At 71.5% G+C, this 14786-nt stretch carries 10 protein-coding genes; 4 read left to right on the forward strand and 6 right to left on the reverse strand.

What is annotated here, in order from left to right; genetic code table 11:
* Positions 1–166 precede the first annotated feature (166 nt).
* Both CRV15_RS35180 and CRV15_RS37630 read left to right on the forward strand, forming a co-directional pair.
* On the forward strand, positions 167–847 hold the full coding sequence (locus CRV15_RS35180; RefSeq protein WP_003952677.1) for a response regulator transcription factor: 681 nt from the start codon (positions 167–169) through the stop codon (positions 845–847).
* Positions 844–2217: a sensor histidine kinase gene (locus tag CRV15_RS37630; RefSeq protein ID WP_003963716.1), complete on the forward strand. Its 1374-nt coding sequence runs from the start codon at positions 844–846 to the stop codon at positions 2215–2217. The genes CRV15_RS35180 and CRV15_RS37630 overlap by 4 nt, the downstream gene beginning before the upstream one ends.
* A gap of 16 nt (positions 2218–2233) precedes the next feature.
* On the opposite strand, the gene CRV15_RS35190 is transcribed toward CRV15_RS37630, so the two are convergent.
* On the reverse strand, positions 2234–4777 hold the full coding sequence (locus tag CRV15_RS35190) for a right-handed parallel beta-helix repeat-containing protein (protein ID WP_003963717.1): 2544 nt from the start codon (positions 4775–4777) through the stop codon (positions 2234–2236).
* A gap of 255 nt (positions 4778–5032) precedes the next feature.
* Here CRV15_RS35190 and CRV15_RS35195 point away from each other — a divergent pair, with 255 nt between their 5' ends.
* Positions 5033–5926, forward strand: coding sequence for an alpha/beta fold hydrolase (locus CRV15_RS35195; protein ID WP_230864280.1), 894 nt, complete (start codon positions 5033–5035; stop codon positions 5924–5926).
* Positions 5927–6092: 166 nt separating this feature from the next.
* On the opposite strand, the gene CRV15_RS35200 is transcribed toward CRV15_RS35195, so the two are convergent.
* The 5 genes from CRV15_RS35200 to CRV15_RS35220 form a co-directional block, all read right to left on the reverse strand.
* Complete coding sequence (locus CRV15_RS35200) at positions 6093–7172, reverse strand: C40 family peptidase (RefSeq protein WP_003952681.1); 1080 nt, start codon at positions 7170–7172, stop codon at positions 6093–6095.
* A 16-nt stretch (positions 7173–7188) separates the two neighbouring features.
* Complete coding sequence (locus CRV15_RS35205) at positions 7189–7671, reverse strand: poly-gamma-glutamate biosynthesis protein PgsC/CapC (RefSeq protein ID WP_003952682.1); 483 nt, start codon at positions 7669–7671, stop codon at positions 7189–7191.
* Between the two features lie 72 nt (positions 7672–7743).
* Positions 7744–9753, reverse strand: a complete 2010-nt coding sequence (gene pgsB, locus CRV15_RS35210) for a poly-gamma-glutamate synthase PgsB (RefSeq protein WP_003952683.1) — start codon at positions 9751–9753, stop codon at positions 7744–7746.
* A gap of 6 nt (positions 9754–9759) precedes the next feature.
* On the reverse strand, positions 9760–12030 hold the full coding sequence (locus tag CRV15_RS35215; RefSeq protein WP_029183293.1) for a HAMP domain-containing protein: 2271 nt from the start codon (positions 12028–12030) through the stop codon (positions 9760–9762).
* 252 nt (positions 12031–12282) lie between these two features.
* Complete coding sequence (locus tag CRV15_RS35220; protein WP_003963719.1) at positions 12283–13491, reverse strand: CapA family protein; 1209 nt, start codon at positions 13489–13491, stop codon at positions 12283–12285.
* 170 nt (positions 13492–13661) lie between these two features.
* Between CRV15_RS35220 and CRV15_RS35225 the strand changes: the two genes are divergently transcribed.
* Entirely contained in the window at positions 13662–14477 is an 816-nt protein-coding gene (locus tag CRV15_RS35225) for a hypothetical protein (protein WP_003963720.1), read from the forward strand.
* Positions 14478–14786: the final 309 nt, after the last annotated feature.

Consider the following 14786-nt stretch of genomic DNA (forward strand, 5'->3'; position numbering starts at 1 on the left):
GACCCGGTGGGCCGGAACGTCTCCCAGCCTCGCACTGCCTCGCTGAGAACAGGCTGAGCGGACCTGAGGATCTCTCAGGAATCCCCGGACTGTCCGGGCGGCGAGCCCGCGCGGGCACTTCGGCGGCCTCAGCATCCTCTCAGCGGACCACGGCCATACTGCGTCCATGCGGATACTGGTGGTGGAGGACGACCCCCGGCTGATGGAACTGCTGTGCCGGGGACTGGGCGGTGAGGGCTTCGCGGTCGACGGGACCGGCGACGGGGCGCACGCCCTGGAGCTGGCCCAGGAGAACGAGTACGACGCGATCGTTCTCGACGTGATGCTCCCGGGGATGAACGGCCTGCGCGTGTGCGCCCGGCTGCGCGAGAACCGGATCTGGACCCCGGTACTGATGCTGACCGCCCGCGACGGCGAGTACGACGAGGCCGAAGGACTCGACACCGGCGCCGACGACTACGTCACCAAACCCTTCTCCTACATCGCCCTGGTCGCCCGGCTGCGCGCCCTGGTCCGGCGGGGACGGCGGGAACGCCCGCCCGTCATCGAGATCGGCGACCTCCGCGTCGACCCGGCCACCCGCCGCTGCGAGCGCTCCGGGACACCCGTCCCGCTGACCGCACGGGAGTTCGGGGTCCTGTGGTACCTCGCCGCACAGCGCGGGGAAGTCGTCGCCAAGACCGAGATCCTCGACCATGTCTGGGGCGACTTCGAGGGAGACGTCAATGTCGTGGAGGTCTATGTCAGCGCGCTCCGCCGCAAGATAGACACCCCGTTCGGGCGGCGGACCATCCACACCGTCCGTGGAGCGGGCTACCGCCTGGAGGACACCGGCAGCACCTCATGAGGCACCCAGGACGGACGCGCCCCCGGCTCTCGCTGAGCATGCGGGCCCGCGCCGCGCTGCTGTCGGCCCTGCTGGTCGCCCTGCCGCTGACCGCCGGGGCCGTTCTGGCCATCGAGTTCTGGCGGCGGGATCTGCTGGACGTCGCCCTGCGCTACAGCGACAAGGGCCTCGTCGGCCCCCGGCCCGGGGCGGGCGCCACCATCGAGACCTGCAAGGAAAGCATCGACCACACCCGCGACACGCTGCCTTCCGGCATGAGCCAGTACTGCGTCCAGGACCTTGTGACCGGATTCATCACCGACCCCGGTGTACTGGAGAACCACATCTGGCCCGAGGCCCTCGGCGGCCCCGGCGACCGCCGCCCGCTGCGGATCGTGGAGACCGACCCCACCGCCGACCCCCCGTTCCAGCTCGTCACCGTCAACACGCTCAAACGGGAACAGACCGAACTCGACACCCTGATCCTGTCGGCGGTACTCGTCGTCGCCGGACTGACCTTCCTGACCGGCACGGCCACCTGGTTCGCCGTCGGACGGGCGCTGCGCCCCATGGAGGCCATCCGGCTGCGCTTCACCGAACTGAGCGCCCACCACCTCAACCAGCGCGTCCCCGTCCCCCGCTCCGACAACGAGATCGGACGGCTGGCCCGCACCCTGAACGAGACCCTGGACCGGCTGGAGGAGGCCATGGAGCGACAGCGCCGATTCACCTCCGACGCCTCGCACGAGCTGCGCACGCCCCTGGCGGCGCTCCGCGCCGAGCTGGAGATCGCAGGGACCCGGCCCGAGCGCGCCGACTGGCCCAGCGTGGTGGAAGGCGCCCTGGGGGACGTGCTGCGGCTCCAGCGGCTCACCGAGGATCTGCTGACACTCACCCGGCTCGACACCGGGCAGCCGCCGACCGGCCCCGGGGACCGCCTCGACCTGGCCCGGCTGATCCAGGACGAATGCGCCCGCCGCCGCCCGCCGGACCATCTCCGGCTGACGGTATCGGCCCCGAACGAGCCCGTCCCGGTCCGGGGCCGGGCCTCGCTGCTCGCCCGGGTCCTGGGCAACCTCCTCGACAACGCCGACCGGTACGCGGAGCGGTGGGTTGAGGTGACGGTCCGCCGGGACGCCGCCTGCGGGACGGCGGTGCTGGAGGTCCGTGACGACGGCCCCGGTATCCCGTGCGCCGACCGGGAGCGGGTGTTCGACCGCTTCACCCGTGTGGACGATGCCCGGGGCCATGACACCGGCGGTACGGGTCTGGGCCTGGCCATCGCACGCCATGTCGCCACGGTGCACCGGGGGAGCCTCACCCTCGTGGACAGCGACCGGGGCGCGTGCTTCCTGCTGGCCCTTCCGCTGGACGCGGACCCGGCGGACTGACGTGATGTTTCCCGGGTCAGGTGACGTAGGCGTAGGCCAGGATCGCGTTGCCGGTGAAGGCGGCGGCCGTGAAGGCGCCGCCGGTGACGTTCGGCGGGGTCGTCTGAAGGGTGTTGGTGGCGCCGAGACCGGGCGCGGTGGCGCCGAGGAGGGTCGAGCCCTCGCCCACGAGGGCGGGGGGCGCCGTTGCGGTGATCATCACGCCGAGATAGTGGAGACCTGCGTAGGTCGTGGTGCAGGAGCCGGCCGTACCGGCGGACGTCTGTGCGACGGCCAGGGTCTTCGTCGTGTGCGCCGCCCAGGCGGCGGTGGTCTGGTCCGCCGTCCGCGCCAGCGCCACCCGTGACGCGTCGTGCAGGGTGAACCAGCAGTTCAGCGGCAGACTGGCAGCCGTCCCGCCGGAGGTGAAGGCGATGTTGCTGATCAGCAGCCCTTGAGGCAGCCAGATCGGCACCAGGTTCAAGGTGCCTGACGTGGGCGCGGAGGAGGTTCCGCAGCGGAGCCTGCTGGTCGTCTCGTACCGGCCCGCGGGGCGCATCGCCGCCTCCAGGGCCGTGCCCGGGGTGAGGTCGGTGTCGACGACGTTGGTGCCGGGGAGGGCGGTCGTCTCGCCCATGCCGGTGATCGGCGCGGCCGTGGAGACGAGGAGCGCGGTCGCGGCGTTCCAGCCGTTGCCGCTCAGGTCGTTGTCCATCACGACGGCGCCGGTGGCGCCGGCCGCGAGCGAGATCCCGTTGGCGGTGGTGCCGCCGTCCCTGCGGATCTGGTTGCCGGTGACGAGGCAGCCGGTGGCATTGGCGGAGAGCCGGATTCCGGCGGACGCGGCGCGGCGGATCTTGTTGCCGGTGATGACGGCGTCCTGGCCGTTGGTCCCGTCGGCGCCCGGGCCGATGGCGATGCCGTGGTTGCCGGCGGTGCCGTCGATGTGGTTCGCGGTGATCGCGACGGACACGGACCCGGACGCGTTGATGGCGTTGGAGCCCGCGTTCCGGATGGTGTTGCCGTCCACGGAGGCGCCGTCGGAGTAGTTGACGAAGATGCCGGTCGACGCGGTGGATTCGACGGTGTTGGAGGTCACGCCGCTGCTGACGCAGTGCTCGATCTGGAGCCCGTTGCCGCCGGACGACCGGATGGTGTTGCTGTCGACCCGCACTCCGGAGAGTTTCGCGGTGGGGTGCCCCACGGCCCGGATCGCGCTCTCGCTCCCCGGCGCGTCCACGATGTTCCCGGTCACCGCGATGGCGTAGGGGGTGAGGGTGTACCCCAGCGCCGGGTCCGGGACGGCGATCTCGATGCCCGCGTGGCCGGGGTTGTCGATGATGTTGCCGCTGATCACGGAGCGGCACCAGCCGAAGGCGTAGATCCCCTCGTGCATCGTGCCGTCGATCTTGTTGTCGACTGCCTGGATGCCGTCGTAGTACGTTCCGGCCACGAGGGTGTGGGACCCGAACGCCCGGCCGAACAGGCCGAGTCGGGAGCTGGGCCCGACGTAGCAGCCCTGGATCAGGATGTTCCGCGCCGGGGTGTTGTCGTTCAGACCGATCGAGCCGGACCCGGCGCGGGCCAGGTCGATCTGGATGGCCTCGCTGAAGCCGCGGTTCCCGGCGGCCGAGTTGTCCTTGAACCCCTCGATCCGGCAGTTCAGCACCCTTCCGCCGTCGATCGAGTTCAGCTCGATCCCGTGCGCCGAGCTGGTGTTGCGGACCGTCGCGTCCCTGACCGTGATGTCCGCCGCGTGCATCCAGCTGATGACGTTCGTCATCGCCGTCACCGTGCCGACGCCCGCGTGCGCCGCGTTCCCGTCCCAGAGCCCGCCCAGCACCTGGATGGAGCCCCGGCCCTCGTAGCCCGCGAAGGAATCGTCGGCGAGGAAGTTGCGGAGGATGCCGGTGTTGCCGATGGCGCGGATCGTCGCCCCGTACGCCCAGATCGTCGTTTTCTCGTACACCGTCAGAAAGTCGGTGACGCCATAGATCCGACCCGCGGGGACGAGGACCTGCCCGCCGCCTGCCGTGTGCGCCGCGTCCAGCGCGGCCTGGATCGCCGCCCGGTCGTCCGCGACACCGTCGCCGACCGCCCCGGTCACCAGGAAGACGCGTGCGCCCGGCAAGTCGGTCAGGCCGGGGGCGGAGACCGGCCCCGTGAATGTCACCGGGGCCCCTGCGGCGAACGCCGTCGGACCGGTGACCGTGCCGCCCGTCAGCGGCAGCCGCGTGTCCGGCCCGGCGAGCGCCGACCGCGCCGTCGACAGCGCGGCCGAGGCGGTCTCCCGCGCCTGTTGGTACCGACGCACCGGGGTGCCGCCCGACGGGCCGTGGTACTCGTACTCGATCTCGGAGACGTCCCGGGCCTTGAACAGGCGCACGGCCCCCGGCGCCGCGGACCCGGCGGGATCGCTGCGGAGAGTGCCGATCGGGGTGACGCCGTCGACCTCGTACAGGGCGGTGACCGGTTCGCCGGTGCCCGCGCGGCGCACCACGACCGCGCCGTCGGGGACGACATTCCCCACCGCGTCGGTGAGCACGTCGGCCGGAGTGCCACCGAAGGTATAGAGGGCCACAGAGTGGGCCTTTCCGTCGATAGGGTAAGAGCCGGGGATATCTACCCATGACACGCCAGGAGGCACCGTCCCGGTGCGGTCCTGGCCGATTCCGTGCCGACCTCCTCGACCGCGAAGCACTCGACGTCGGCTACCGGCTCCTCGTCGCCGAGCTGTAGCGAAGCCGGACCGGCCGCCCGCCCGCGCACGCCCGGACCGGCCCGTCGGCGGAACCACCGCCGGCGGTGCCTCTGCGGGACCGGTAGCCTCCCTGTGGTGACCCCGAGAGAGACGCAGGGCCTTGTATCGATGACGGACGGGGCCCGGTTGGGCTGGACAGCGCTGGGGGACAGGACCCGGCAGCCGCCCGTGGTCATGCTCCACGGCGGTCCGGGGCTGCCGGACGACCTGGGCGATGTCGCCGCGATGGTCGCGGACCTCGCCCCCGTGTACCGCTACGACCAGCGCGGCACGGGCCGGTCGGCCTGGCAGGGGCGCCATCGCCTCGCCCGGCATGGCGACGATCTCGCCGAGCTGCTCGACGCGTGGGAGGCGCCCGAGGCGGTGCTGATCGGGCACTCCTACGGCGCCGACCTCGCGAGCCGGATCTGCATGGCCCACCCCGGCCGGGTCGCCGCGATGCTGCTGATGTGCGGACCGTTCACCGGGGACTGGCATGCCGCGTACCGGGCGGAGCGCGCCGCCCGCATGTCCGCGGCACAGCGGCAGCGGCTGCGTGCCCTGAAGGAGACGCCGGACCGCACCCGGGAGCAGGAGACCGAGCTGCTGACGCTGGCCTGGTGCACCGACCACGCCGACCCGGAACGCGGGTGGCACCGGGCCGCGCGGGACGCCCGGCGGCGCCGCCCCGTCAACTGGGCCATGAACCGTGAACTGGGCGGAGAAGGACAGACACACCCCCTCGACGAGCACCTCGCCGAGCTGCGCGCGTGCCTGCCGGCGCGAACGGAACTGCTGGGCGGGGCCGACGACCCCCGCCCCGTGTCGGCTCTCGCGTCACTCGCGCTGCGGCTCGGCCGTCCGCTGACGCGGATCGAGAACGCCGGACACGAGCCCTGGTCGGAGCAGCCCGACGCCGTGCGGGCGCACCTCCGGCGATTTGTGCGGGACGCGGTGGGCGCACCGGGCCCCGGCCGGTCCACCGGCTGAACCAGCACGACGACCGGCAGGACGACCGGCATGACGACGGGCAGGACCACGGGCAACGGCGGCGGCGGTCACCGCGGCCGTCGATCTGTACGCGGCCCGGGCAGCCCACCGCGCCCGGCGCCGCACACCACCCGCGCTGCGTATGCGTACGGCGCCCGGCCGGGGCTCAGAGGCGCTTGGCGCTGCGCAGGGTCTTCGCGTAGTAGCCGTTGCCGTCCAGCCGGGAGACGCCGCCCACGTCACCGATGGTGGGACCGTTGACCTCCTCGCGGCTGGAGACGAAGATCAGGTGGCCCTCGGTGTCATGGCCGAGGACCATGCCGACATGGTCCAGCCGCTCCTTGGTACGGGCGTCGAGCTTGAAGAAGACGAGGTCGCCCGGCTGGAGCTGATCGATGGTGGTGGGGCGGTCCTTGGACTCGATCCCGGTCAGGGGGAGCACGTCGACGCCCTCGCTGGAGCGGGCCATGCCGTTGGCCGTGCGGGGCAGACCGTCGCCGGACTTGTCGGAGGACATCAGGGGGTAGCGCCCGCGGTAGCCGAGCACCATCCGCAGATAGCCGGAGCAGTCCAGCGAGTTGGCGCGCATCGCCTCCGGGGCCCCGGTGACACCGTCCCGGAAGGCGTAGGAGGTGCCGAGGTAGTCGTAGAAGTCGGACTGCTCCAGACGGAGATCGCCGCCCTCCCCGCCCGCGGTGTTCAACGGGCCGAAGTTCGCGTCGCCCGCGATACGCACCCCGTTCTCGTCCTTCTTCTCCTTCGCGCCCTCCACATACTGGAAGGCGAAGGCGAAGAGGTCGTCCTCCTTGCTGTCCGCGTACTCGGTGTACCAGTCCTTGAACCACTGCTCCTTCTCGGCGCCCTCGGTCCAGGTCTCCGGCATGACCCGGACCCAGTCCGTGGTGGAGACCTTCGACGCCGTCGAGGCGGGCTCGGCGAAGGTGCGCGCCGGGCCGGTCAGTTTCGCCGTCCGGGCGCCGTCGGTGAGCACCGCCCTGACCTGGCCGTCGGAGCCCCGCAGCACGCTGCGCGCGGGGTTCTCCATCCGGGACCACTTCTCGCCGCCCTTGTCCTGGGCGGCGGTGCCCGAACCCTTGCCGCCGTTCAGGACCCCGACGTTGCGGATCTCCGTGACACCTTGGTCCTCCTGCTTGCGCAGCTCCAGGGTGAGGAATCCGGAGACTCCGACCAGCCCGAGGACGACGGCGCCCGGGAGGATGCGGCGGGACTTCTTCTTCGCGGTCATCGACGTTCCTCGACTCTCAGATGGTGGGCATGATGCCGAGCAGCAGACCGGCGGCGACGACGATGTAGGCCATGAGCGACACGGAGGCGGTCGCCAGCAGCGTGGGGCCCTTGGGCTGGCGCACCAACTGGTAGGCGATCAGACCGGGGACGATGAAGCCGAGGGTCTCATTGGCGTACAGCAGCGGGAATTCCAGCGAGAGGACGATCATCACGGTGGCCTGGAGCACCACGCCCAGCAGGACCACCGCGGCGAACAGCCGCTTGCCGTAGAGGATCATCAGCCGCTGCATCAGCTTGGTGCCCGCGTAGGTCAGGGCGGTGACGCCGACGACCATGGCCGCCCGCTGAAGGTCCTCGATGAGGGTGAGGGCGAGCCAGCCCGGCGTGATCATGCCGCCGGGGGAGAGGTTGGTCGTGAGATAGCAGAGCAGGGAGAAGAGCAGACCTATGGCGATGCCCAGGGCGGCCATCTCGGGGGTCAGGGCGGCGGTGGTCAACAGGGGCTCCGGGCGGGTGGTACGGCGAATGGCTACGGGAGGTTCGGCGGCGGCGGGCGGGCCGCGCGGCCGTCAGGGGCGGTGGTGCGGAGGCTGGTGTCCGTTCTCGGGGTCCGGGTCGTCGAACCAGCCGAAGGCGCCGTCCGCCCCGGGCCGCTCCTGTCCGGGGCGGGCCCCGGCCTCGTGCGCGGCCCCCGGACGCGGGGTCTCCTGGTGCGGGGCCTCCTGCGCCTGCCAGTGCCCCGGCTGCTCGTACGGCGTCTGCCCGTACGGCTGCTGTCCGTGCGGCCACTGGTCGTGACGGGGCTGCTCGGGCGGCGTCCGCCCGTACGGCGTCTCCCCGTACGCGGGCTGCTCGTATGCCTGCCCGTACGACGGCTGCCCGTGCGGCGTCCGGTCGTACGACGACTGCTCCCGCGGCGCGTCCTCGTGTCCGGGCTGCCCGTGTCCGGGCTGCTCGTACGCGGACCACTCCTCGCGCTGCTGACCGTACGGCGCGTGCGACGCCTGCGGTGTGTACGGCGTGTGCTGCGGCTGTTCGTGCCCGTGCCGCTGCCCGGGGGGCGTGGGCCAGGGCGGAAGCGGCGGGGACTGCGCCGGGACGAGGGACGGAGCGGGCTCCGGCCGCTGTGCCGCGGGCGGCTGCGCCCCGGCCTGCTGCACTCCTCCGGCCTGCTGTGCCGCGGTCTGCTGCACCCGGTCCGGCTGTGCCCCGGTCGGCTGGGACGGAATCCGCACCACCGGGATCTCCTGCGTCTGGGACGCCTGGTACCGGTCCTCGTACGCCTGCGGATAGGACGCGTAGGGGTCCAGCCGGGGCGGCTGGGACTGCTGGGGCGACGGGGACGTCCGGGGGGTGTCCCCGTCCGCCGTCTCCGGCTCGCTCCCGCTCTGCTCACTCTCGTCCGCGGGGAGTTCCGCCAGATACTCCAGCAGCTCCTCGCCCTGGCCGTGGATGTTGCCGATCGCGACGAGCGAGGACCCGTCGGGCATCCGGCTCAGCAGGGTCGGCATGAACTCGTGGGCGTCCCGGCGGTCGCCGCCGAGGTCGACGGCGCGGTCCCGCCACTCGGCGGGGATGGCGTCGATGGCGCTCTTCGCGGGGTGTCCGATGACGAAGACGTTGTCGGGCCGGAGGTCGGGGATGATCTCGCCCATCTGGCCATTGCGCTCGACCCGGTCGGGCCGACAGTTGATCACGACGTTCAGGGGCCGGCTGATGGCGCCGAGGTCGAGCAACTGGTTGACGTTCATCAGCGTCGACTCGGGGTCGTTCGCCGCGAAGACATTGGCGAAGGCGAGGCGCTTGCCCTCAGGGGTGACATAGCGCTCGACGGACAGGACACCCGGGTCCGGCGGGGCGTCGTACATGCCCTGGAGGGCGACCTGCCGCTCCACGCCGAGCAGTTCCGCGACGGCCAGTGCGATGGCCACGTTCTCCTTGAAGGTGAACCAGCTGAAGCCGCGCAGCTCGGCGTCGGTGACGGTGTCGGGGTCGGCGTAGATCAGCCGGCAGTTCCGGGCGTCCGCCTCCTCCTGGAGGATGTCGAAGCGGTCCTTCTCGGCGGTGACGCAGATGCCGTTCTCCGGCATGGAGCGGCAGAGCGAGCGGGCCACGTCGTCCAGGGTGGGGCCCATCTCGGCGAGATGGTCCTCACGGACGTTGCACAGCACGCCGATCGTGGAGCGGATCAGCTTGCTCTGGTTCACCTCCTGGAGGGCGGGCATGACGGCCATGCACTCGATGACCAGGGCGTGCGGGCGGTAGGTGGCCGCCCGGCGCACGATGCCGATCTGTTCCACCACATTGGCGATGCCGAACTTGCGGTAGACCGGCTCCTCGGTCGCGTCCGGGTGGATGAAGCGGGCCGCGGTGCCGGTCGTCTTGGCGACGGTGACGAGATCACCGCCGCGCAGCGCCCCCGCGCACAGCCGGGTGATGGAGGACTTGCCGCGGATGCCGTTGACCAGCACCCGTGAGGGTATGGAGTGCAGGGCGGCATAGTGCCTGCGCTGTTCCACGATCCCGGCGACCGCGAGGGCCACCCCTCCGGTGAGCAGGACGAAGTAGAGATAGAGCACGGCCTGTCACCTTCCGCCGACGCCGGGCCGGGCATCGGCGGGCCGACGCGCCTGGTTGTGTCTGTGGGCCTGCGCCTGCTGACGCAGGAGTTCGAGGCTGCGGACGACGGCGCCCACCTCGTCCTGATACCGGGGGTAGAGCACGGTCTTGAGATCGCCGTCCGCGAGCTTCTCGGCACTGGTGGCGAGCGCCCGCAGCGGCCGGACGACGACCAGCAGGATCCAGCCGAGGCAGATGATGATCGCGGCGAGTCCGAGCAGACCGGCGAGGACGCTGCGGTCCTCGCGCTCATAGGGGGCGATCTGGAAGCGCTCCGCGTTCTGCCAGCTCACGACCGTCCAGCCGATGTCGGCGGTGATGCCGCCGCCGGAGAAGGGGGCCGCGGCGGCGACGGTGACCCCGCCGCCCTCCCGCAGGAGCAGACCGTTCTCCAGCGGACCGGCGCCGACCCGGACCCCGGCCGCCCGGGTGAGGTCGGTCAGGGACTGGCGGGGCAGCTCCTCGAAGGCCAGGAAGCCGTCGTTGGCGGCGATGGTCCGGCTCTCGCTGTCCACCACGCGGACCTCGCCGAGGCCGCGCGGCATCAGCAGCGAGTTCAGGAACTCCACCCGGATCTCGCCGACCAGGGTGCTCCCCTTCTCCCCGGGCACCGGGGTGCCGGCCTGGATCACGGGCTTCTTGCCGCCCTCGCCGGAGATCCGGACCCAGGGCAGCTTCTCGTCCTGGGTCCAGGAGTGCGGGTCGCCGCCCGCGCGGGCGCCGACGCGGCCTTCGGCGTCGACGAGGTACAGGGCCTGATAGCGGGTGTGCTTCTTCAGGGTCTCCGGCAGCAGACGGTCGGCGGCGTTCTGTTCCTTCCCGATGAGCCGGGAGGTGGAGACGAGGTCTGCGTGGGCCTCGTTGAGGGCGCGGCGGACGCGGTCGGCGACCAGGTCGGTGCGGTCCCGCTGGTCGTTGACCATGGTCGTCGGGACACTGACCGAGCCGTCGGTGCGGTTCAGCAGCAGACCGACGGGGACGCACCAGAGCAGCAGCAGGACGGCTGTCAGGATCAGCGAGGCGAGTCCGCCGAAGCGCGCCATGAGGCCCCGGCGCCCGCCCTTGCCCCCGCTGCCGGGGGCGGTTCCCGGGGCGCCGTCGCCGAGCCCGGCGAGCTGTCGGCGCAGCCGCTCCAGGGCGGCGCTGACGCGGGCGGCCTCGCCGCCGCGCTCCATGGTGACCGGCCGGGTCAGATCGCCGCGGGCGAGTCGGCGGGACTCCAGGAAGAGCCGCAGCAGCGGGCGCTGCACGGTGGTCCAGAGCACGGTCACCGCGAGCAGTCCGAGCAGTACGAGAACACCGGAGACGGCGAGCCCGTACAGCCCACGGCCCTGCTCGCCGGAGTGCTGCTGGACCACCGGCAGCAGGGCGACGACGGTGAGCCCGAGTCCGGCGGCCACGCTCTTCTTCTCCTCGGGGTTCGAGGAGGCGAGCGAGGCGTATCCGGCGAGGGCGGTGCGGCCGTTGTACTCGCCGCCGACCAGGGTGCCGCTGACGCCCGGGTAGCCCCGGGAGCCGGGCTCCTTGGCCTTGACGGGGTGCTGTTCCGCACGGGACGCGGCCTCGTCGGAGAGCTGGGTCATCTGCTTCTGGAGGAAGGCCAGCTCCCTCCGCTCCTGGTTGGAGTTGAGTGCTTCGGCGCGCTCGAATCCGGCCGTGGCGAGGATCTCGCCGTCCTCCGCCGCGACCGCCATGGTGCGGAAGGGGCCCAGGTTGATGGCGGGTACGGAGAGGCCGCTGGAGGCGATCAGGAGCTGCTGCGGGCGGTCCTTCCAGTCCAGCACGGCCATGAGCATCAGCCGGACGTCACCGGTCTCCAGCCGGACCATGCGGGGGCTCAGGGCGCGGTCGCCCTTGAGTACGTCCTCGTCCAGCCAGCCGAGCGGGATGCTCTCCCCGCGGGCGGCGAGGATGTCCCCGCTCTCCAGGTCCAGCACCGTGGTACCGGTCCACTTCTGGTAGGTCCGGCCCAGGTCCTCCAGGATGCGCTCGGCCTTGACCGGCTTGCCCGCGCTCAGCGCCCGGGCGGTGCGGTCCAGGTCGGTGACCCGCTCGTCGATGGAGGCGCGCATGGCGATGGCGCCGTCCTCGGCGAAGTACTTCTGGGAGGAGAGGACCGCCTTGGGCGCGACGGTGTCCCCGCTGGGGCCGAGTACCTTCGCCGTCAGCGCGGCCAGGGCGAGGACGAGGACGCACAGCACCGCGATCGGCGGCCGGATACCGCCGAGGAGCGGCATGTCCGCGCGCTTGCGGCTGCGGCGCCGCCCCCCGCGCACGGCGTACGCGGCATTGCTCGATTTCACTGGTGTTCTTTCCTGCTTCCTGCGGCCCTGGAACGCTGCGGCCGGGGCCGCGGCGACGCTCGCCCGGCTCCCGGCGGTCCGGAGGGCGGCCGGTCCGTTGCCCGGCCCGCGCCCTGCCCACCCCTGGCCCGAATGATTCGATCTGTCCGATTTTGTCTGACGCGGTTGTCTGACGCTGCCCTGTGGTCAGTCCTTCAAGGACAGCTCGGCCAGGCCGTCGCCGCCCGGTGCGCCCCGGTTGAAGAGGTAGCCGCGAGTGCGCTCCGAGGCGAGGCGATAGCGGGCGATCCGCTCGGCGGACAGCTTGCCCGGCTCGTCGAGCACCTGCCGCACATCGATGAGCCGGTGGTCGGTGACGGCACCCTTGGGCACCTTCTCCCCGACCTCCACCTCGGGCGGGATGTCCATCAGTGTGGTTCTGTACCGGGCGGCGACGTCCCAGCCGTCCTCCGTCTCCCGGAACTCGAACCAGCCGATGACTCCCTCCTCGGTGAGTCCGGTGGGTGAGGAGTGCCGGGCCACCTGGTTGCCGAGACCGTAGGCGATCCAGGTGCCGTTCACCTTCTGGATGGGCTGGACGACATGGGCGTGGTGTCCGATGACCAGATCGACGCCGGTCTCCTCGGTGAGCCGCTCGGCCAGCTCCAACTGGGGCACGCTCGGCTCGTTGTAGTGCTCCAGGCCCCAGTGGACCGAGAGGAGCACCACCTCGGCGCCCTGCTTCCTGGCCCGGGCCTCGGCCTTCTTGATCCGGTCCGTACTGATCCGGTTGAAGGCCCACTGCTGCTTCGCGGGCGTCGGGTTGAGGAAGGACTCCCAGGAGTACGAGAGGTGTGCGACCTTGACGCCCTTGACCTCACGAATGTTGATCTTGTCCGCCTCCGCGCGGGTGCGCGCGGAGCCGCTGTGGCCGAGCCCGGCCTTGTCCATGGCGTTCAGGGTGCGGCGCACCGCCTTCAGCCCGTGGTCGAAGGTGTGGTTCGAGGCGGTGGAGCATGTGTCGTAGCCCACATCCTTGAGCGCCGGCAGGATCTGCGGCGGAACAAGGAACTCCGGGTATCCCTCGAAGGGGCCCTTGGGCCTGCCCACGGGGGTTTCCATGTGGCAGATGGCGAGGTCGGCCTTGGAGATGACGGGCTTGACCCCGGCGAGCAGCGGGCCGAAGTCCAGCCCGGCGACTCCCTTGCCGGACCGCTCGGAGTCCCGGGCCGCCTGATCCGTCAGCTCCGGGTGGATGAGAACATCACCGGCGGCGGCGACGGTGAACGAGCGTCCGCCCGGTTTGGCCGGTGTCTGTGACTCCGAGGATGCTGAGCCGCAGCCGGCGGTGAGGACGGCGAGGGCCGCCGTCGCTGCCAGCGCACGAGCTTTGGGGAGAGAATCACAGAATGTCACCAACCGATCTTCGCACGACCCCCAAGATCGATCGCTCGCGTAATATTACGAGATCATCACTTTTTGTTCTCGTACTGTTTTTTTTCGGTTTCATCCTGACACTGACCGCTTGCCAACGGCAGTCCGCGGACGACACGGTCTCGTCCGACGCTCCCCGGGCCCGCGAACTCGTGGACCTCGATGACCGGATACTGGACTACGCCCGGCGCCCGGAGGGTCGCTCCGGTTACCGGCCCCCCAACGAGGAGCAGCGGGAAGACCTCGCCCGCGGCGTCGGACACCTCATCGATGGTGACGCGGGGAAGGCCGAAAAGGTTCTCGGTGACGCGGGTTTCCGGGTGACCCGGCTCACCGACACCGATTCCGGCAGACGGTACGACGAGGTCGCGGCCCGCTCCTCCGACGGGCGGGCGGCACGCTGGGGACGGCTCTATCTCAACGCCGACGCCGCTGTCCGCTGGAGCGTCCAGGTGCCGCATCCGGTGACCGACCGCAACACCGAAGCCCTCGGGTCCCGGCTCCTGGAGTCCACTCCGGGCGGTGCCCTCGTTCTCGCCGGGGCGCATCGCACGGCCGGCCGGGGGGACACGGCGGACGTCGCCCACCGTACGGACAGCGTCTTCCACGCCGTCGTCACCGAACTGCAGAAGCGCAATGTCCCGGGTGTGCAGTTGCACGGCTTCGCGGAGTCCTCGAAGCGGCCCTACGACGCCATCCTCTCCACGGGCGCGATGCAGACCGCCCCCGGGGAGGCCACCCTGCTGGCGGACCTCATGGAGAACAGCGGCCTGCGGGTCTGCCGCGGCTGGTCCGACCAGTGCCCGCTGGAGGGCGTCACCAACGTCCAGGGCAGGGAGGCCCAGCGCCGGCAGTCGACCTTCCTCCATGTCGAACTGGCCCCCCGCGCCCGGGGCGGCGGCAACGACGCCCCCGAGGCGCGGGCGGCGCTCATCGGACTGCTGGAGAGCTGGAACAGCAGGGCCTAGCGTGATGCGCCGGAAGCGGCGGGTGCCAGTCCTGCCTGCTTGTCCGTCCTGCGGGGTGGTGCGGTGATCGGTTCCGACTGCCGACCGGCCGCACGCCGGGCTGTGCGGCCCGGCTCCGTACCCCCGGGAGGCCGCCGCCACACCGCTCCGTTTTCCCCCTTCCCTCCGAGGGCCCTGATCAGGACAACGTGGCCTCGATGCCGCGGAGTTCGGGCCGACCTGGCGTACCACCAGGCAGGGCGCTTCCGGAACGGCTCGGAGCTGATGGCGCCGGACCGCCGGGGCGCGTGCCTGTCGGACTCCACGGCT

Source organism: Streptomyces clavuligerus (assembly GCF_005519465.1).
Lineage (GTDB): Bacteria > Actinomycetota > Actinomycetes > Streptomycetales > Streptomycetaceae > Streptomyces > Streptomyces clavuligerus.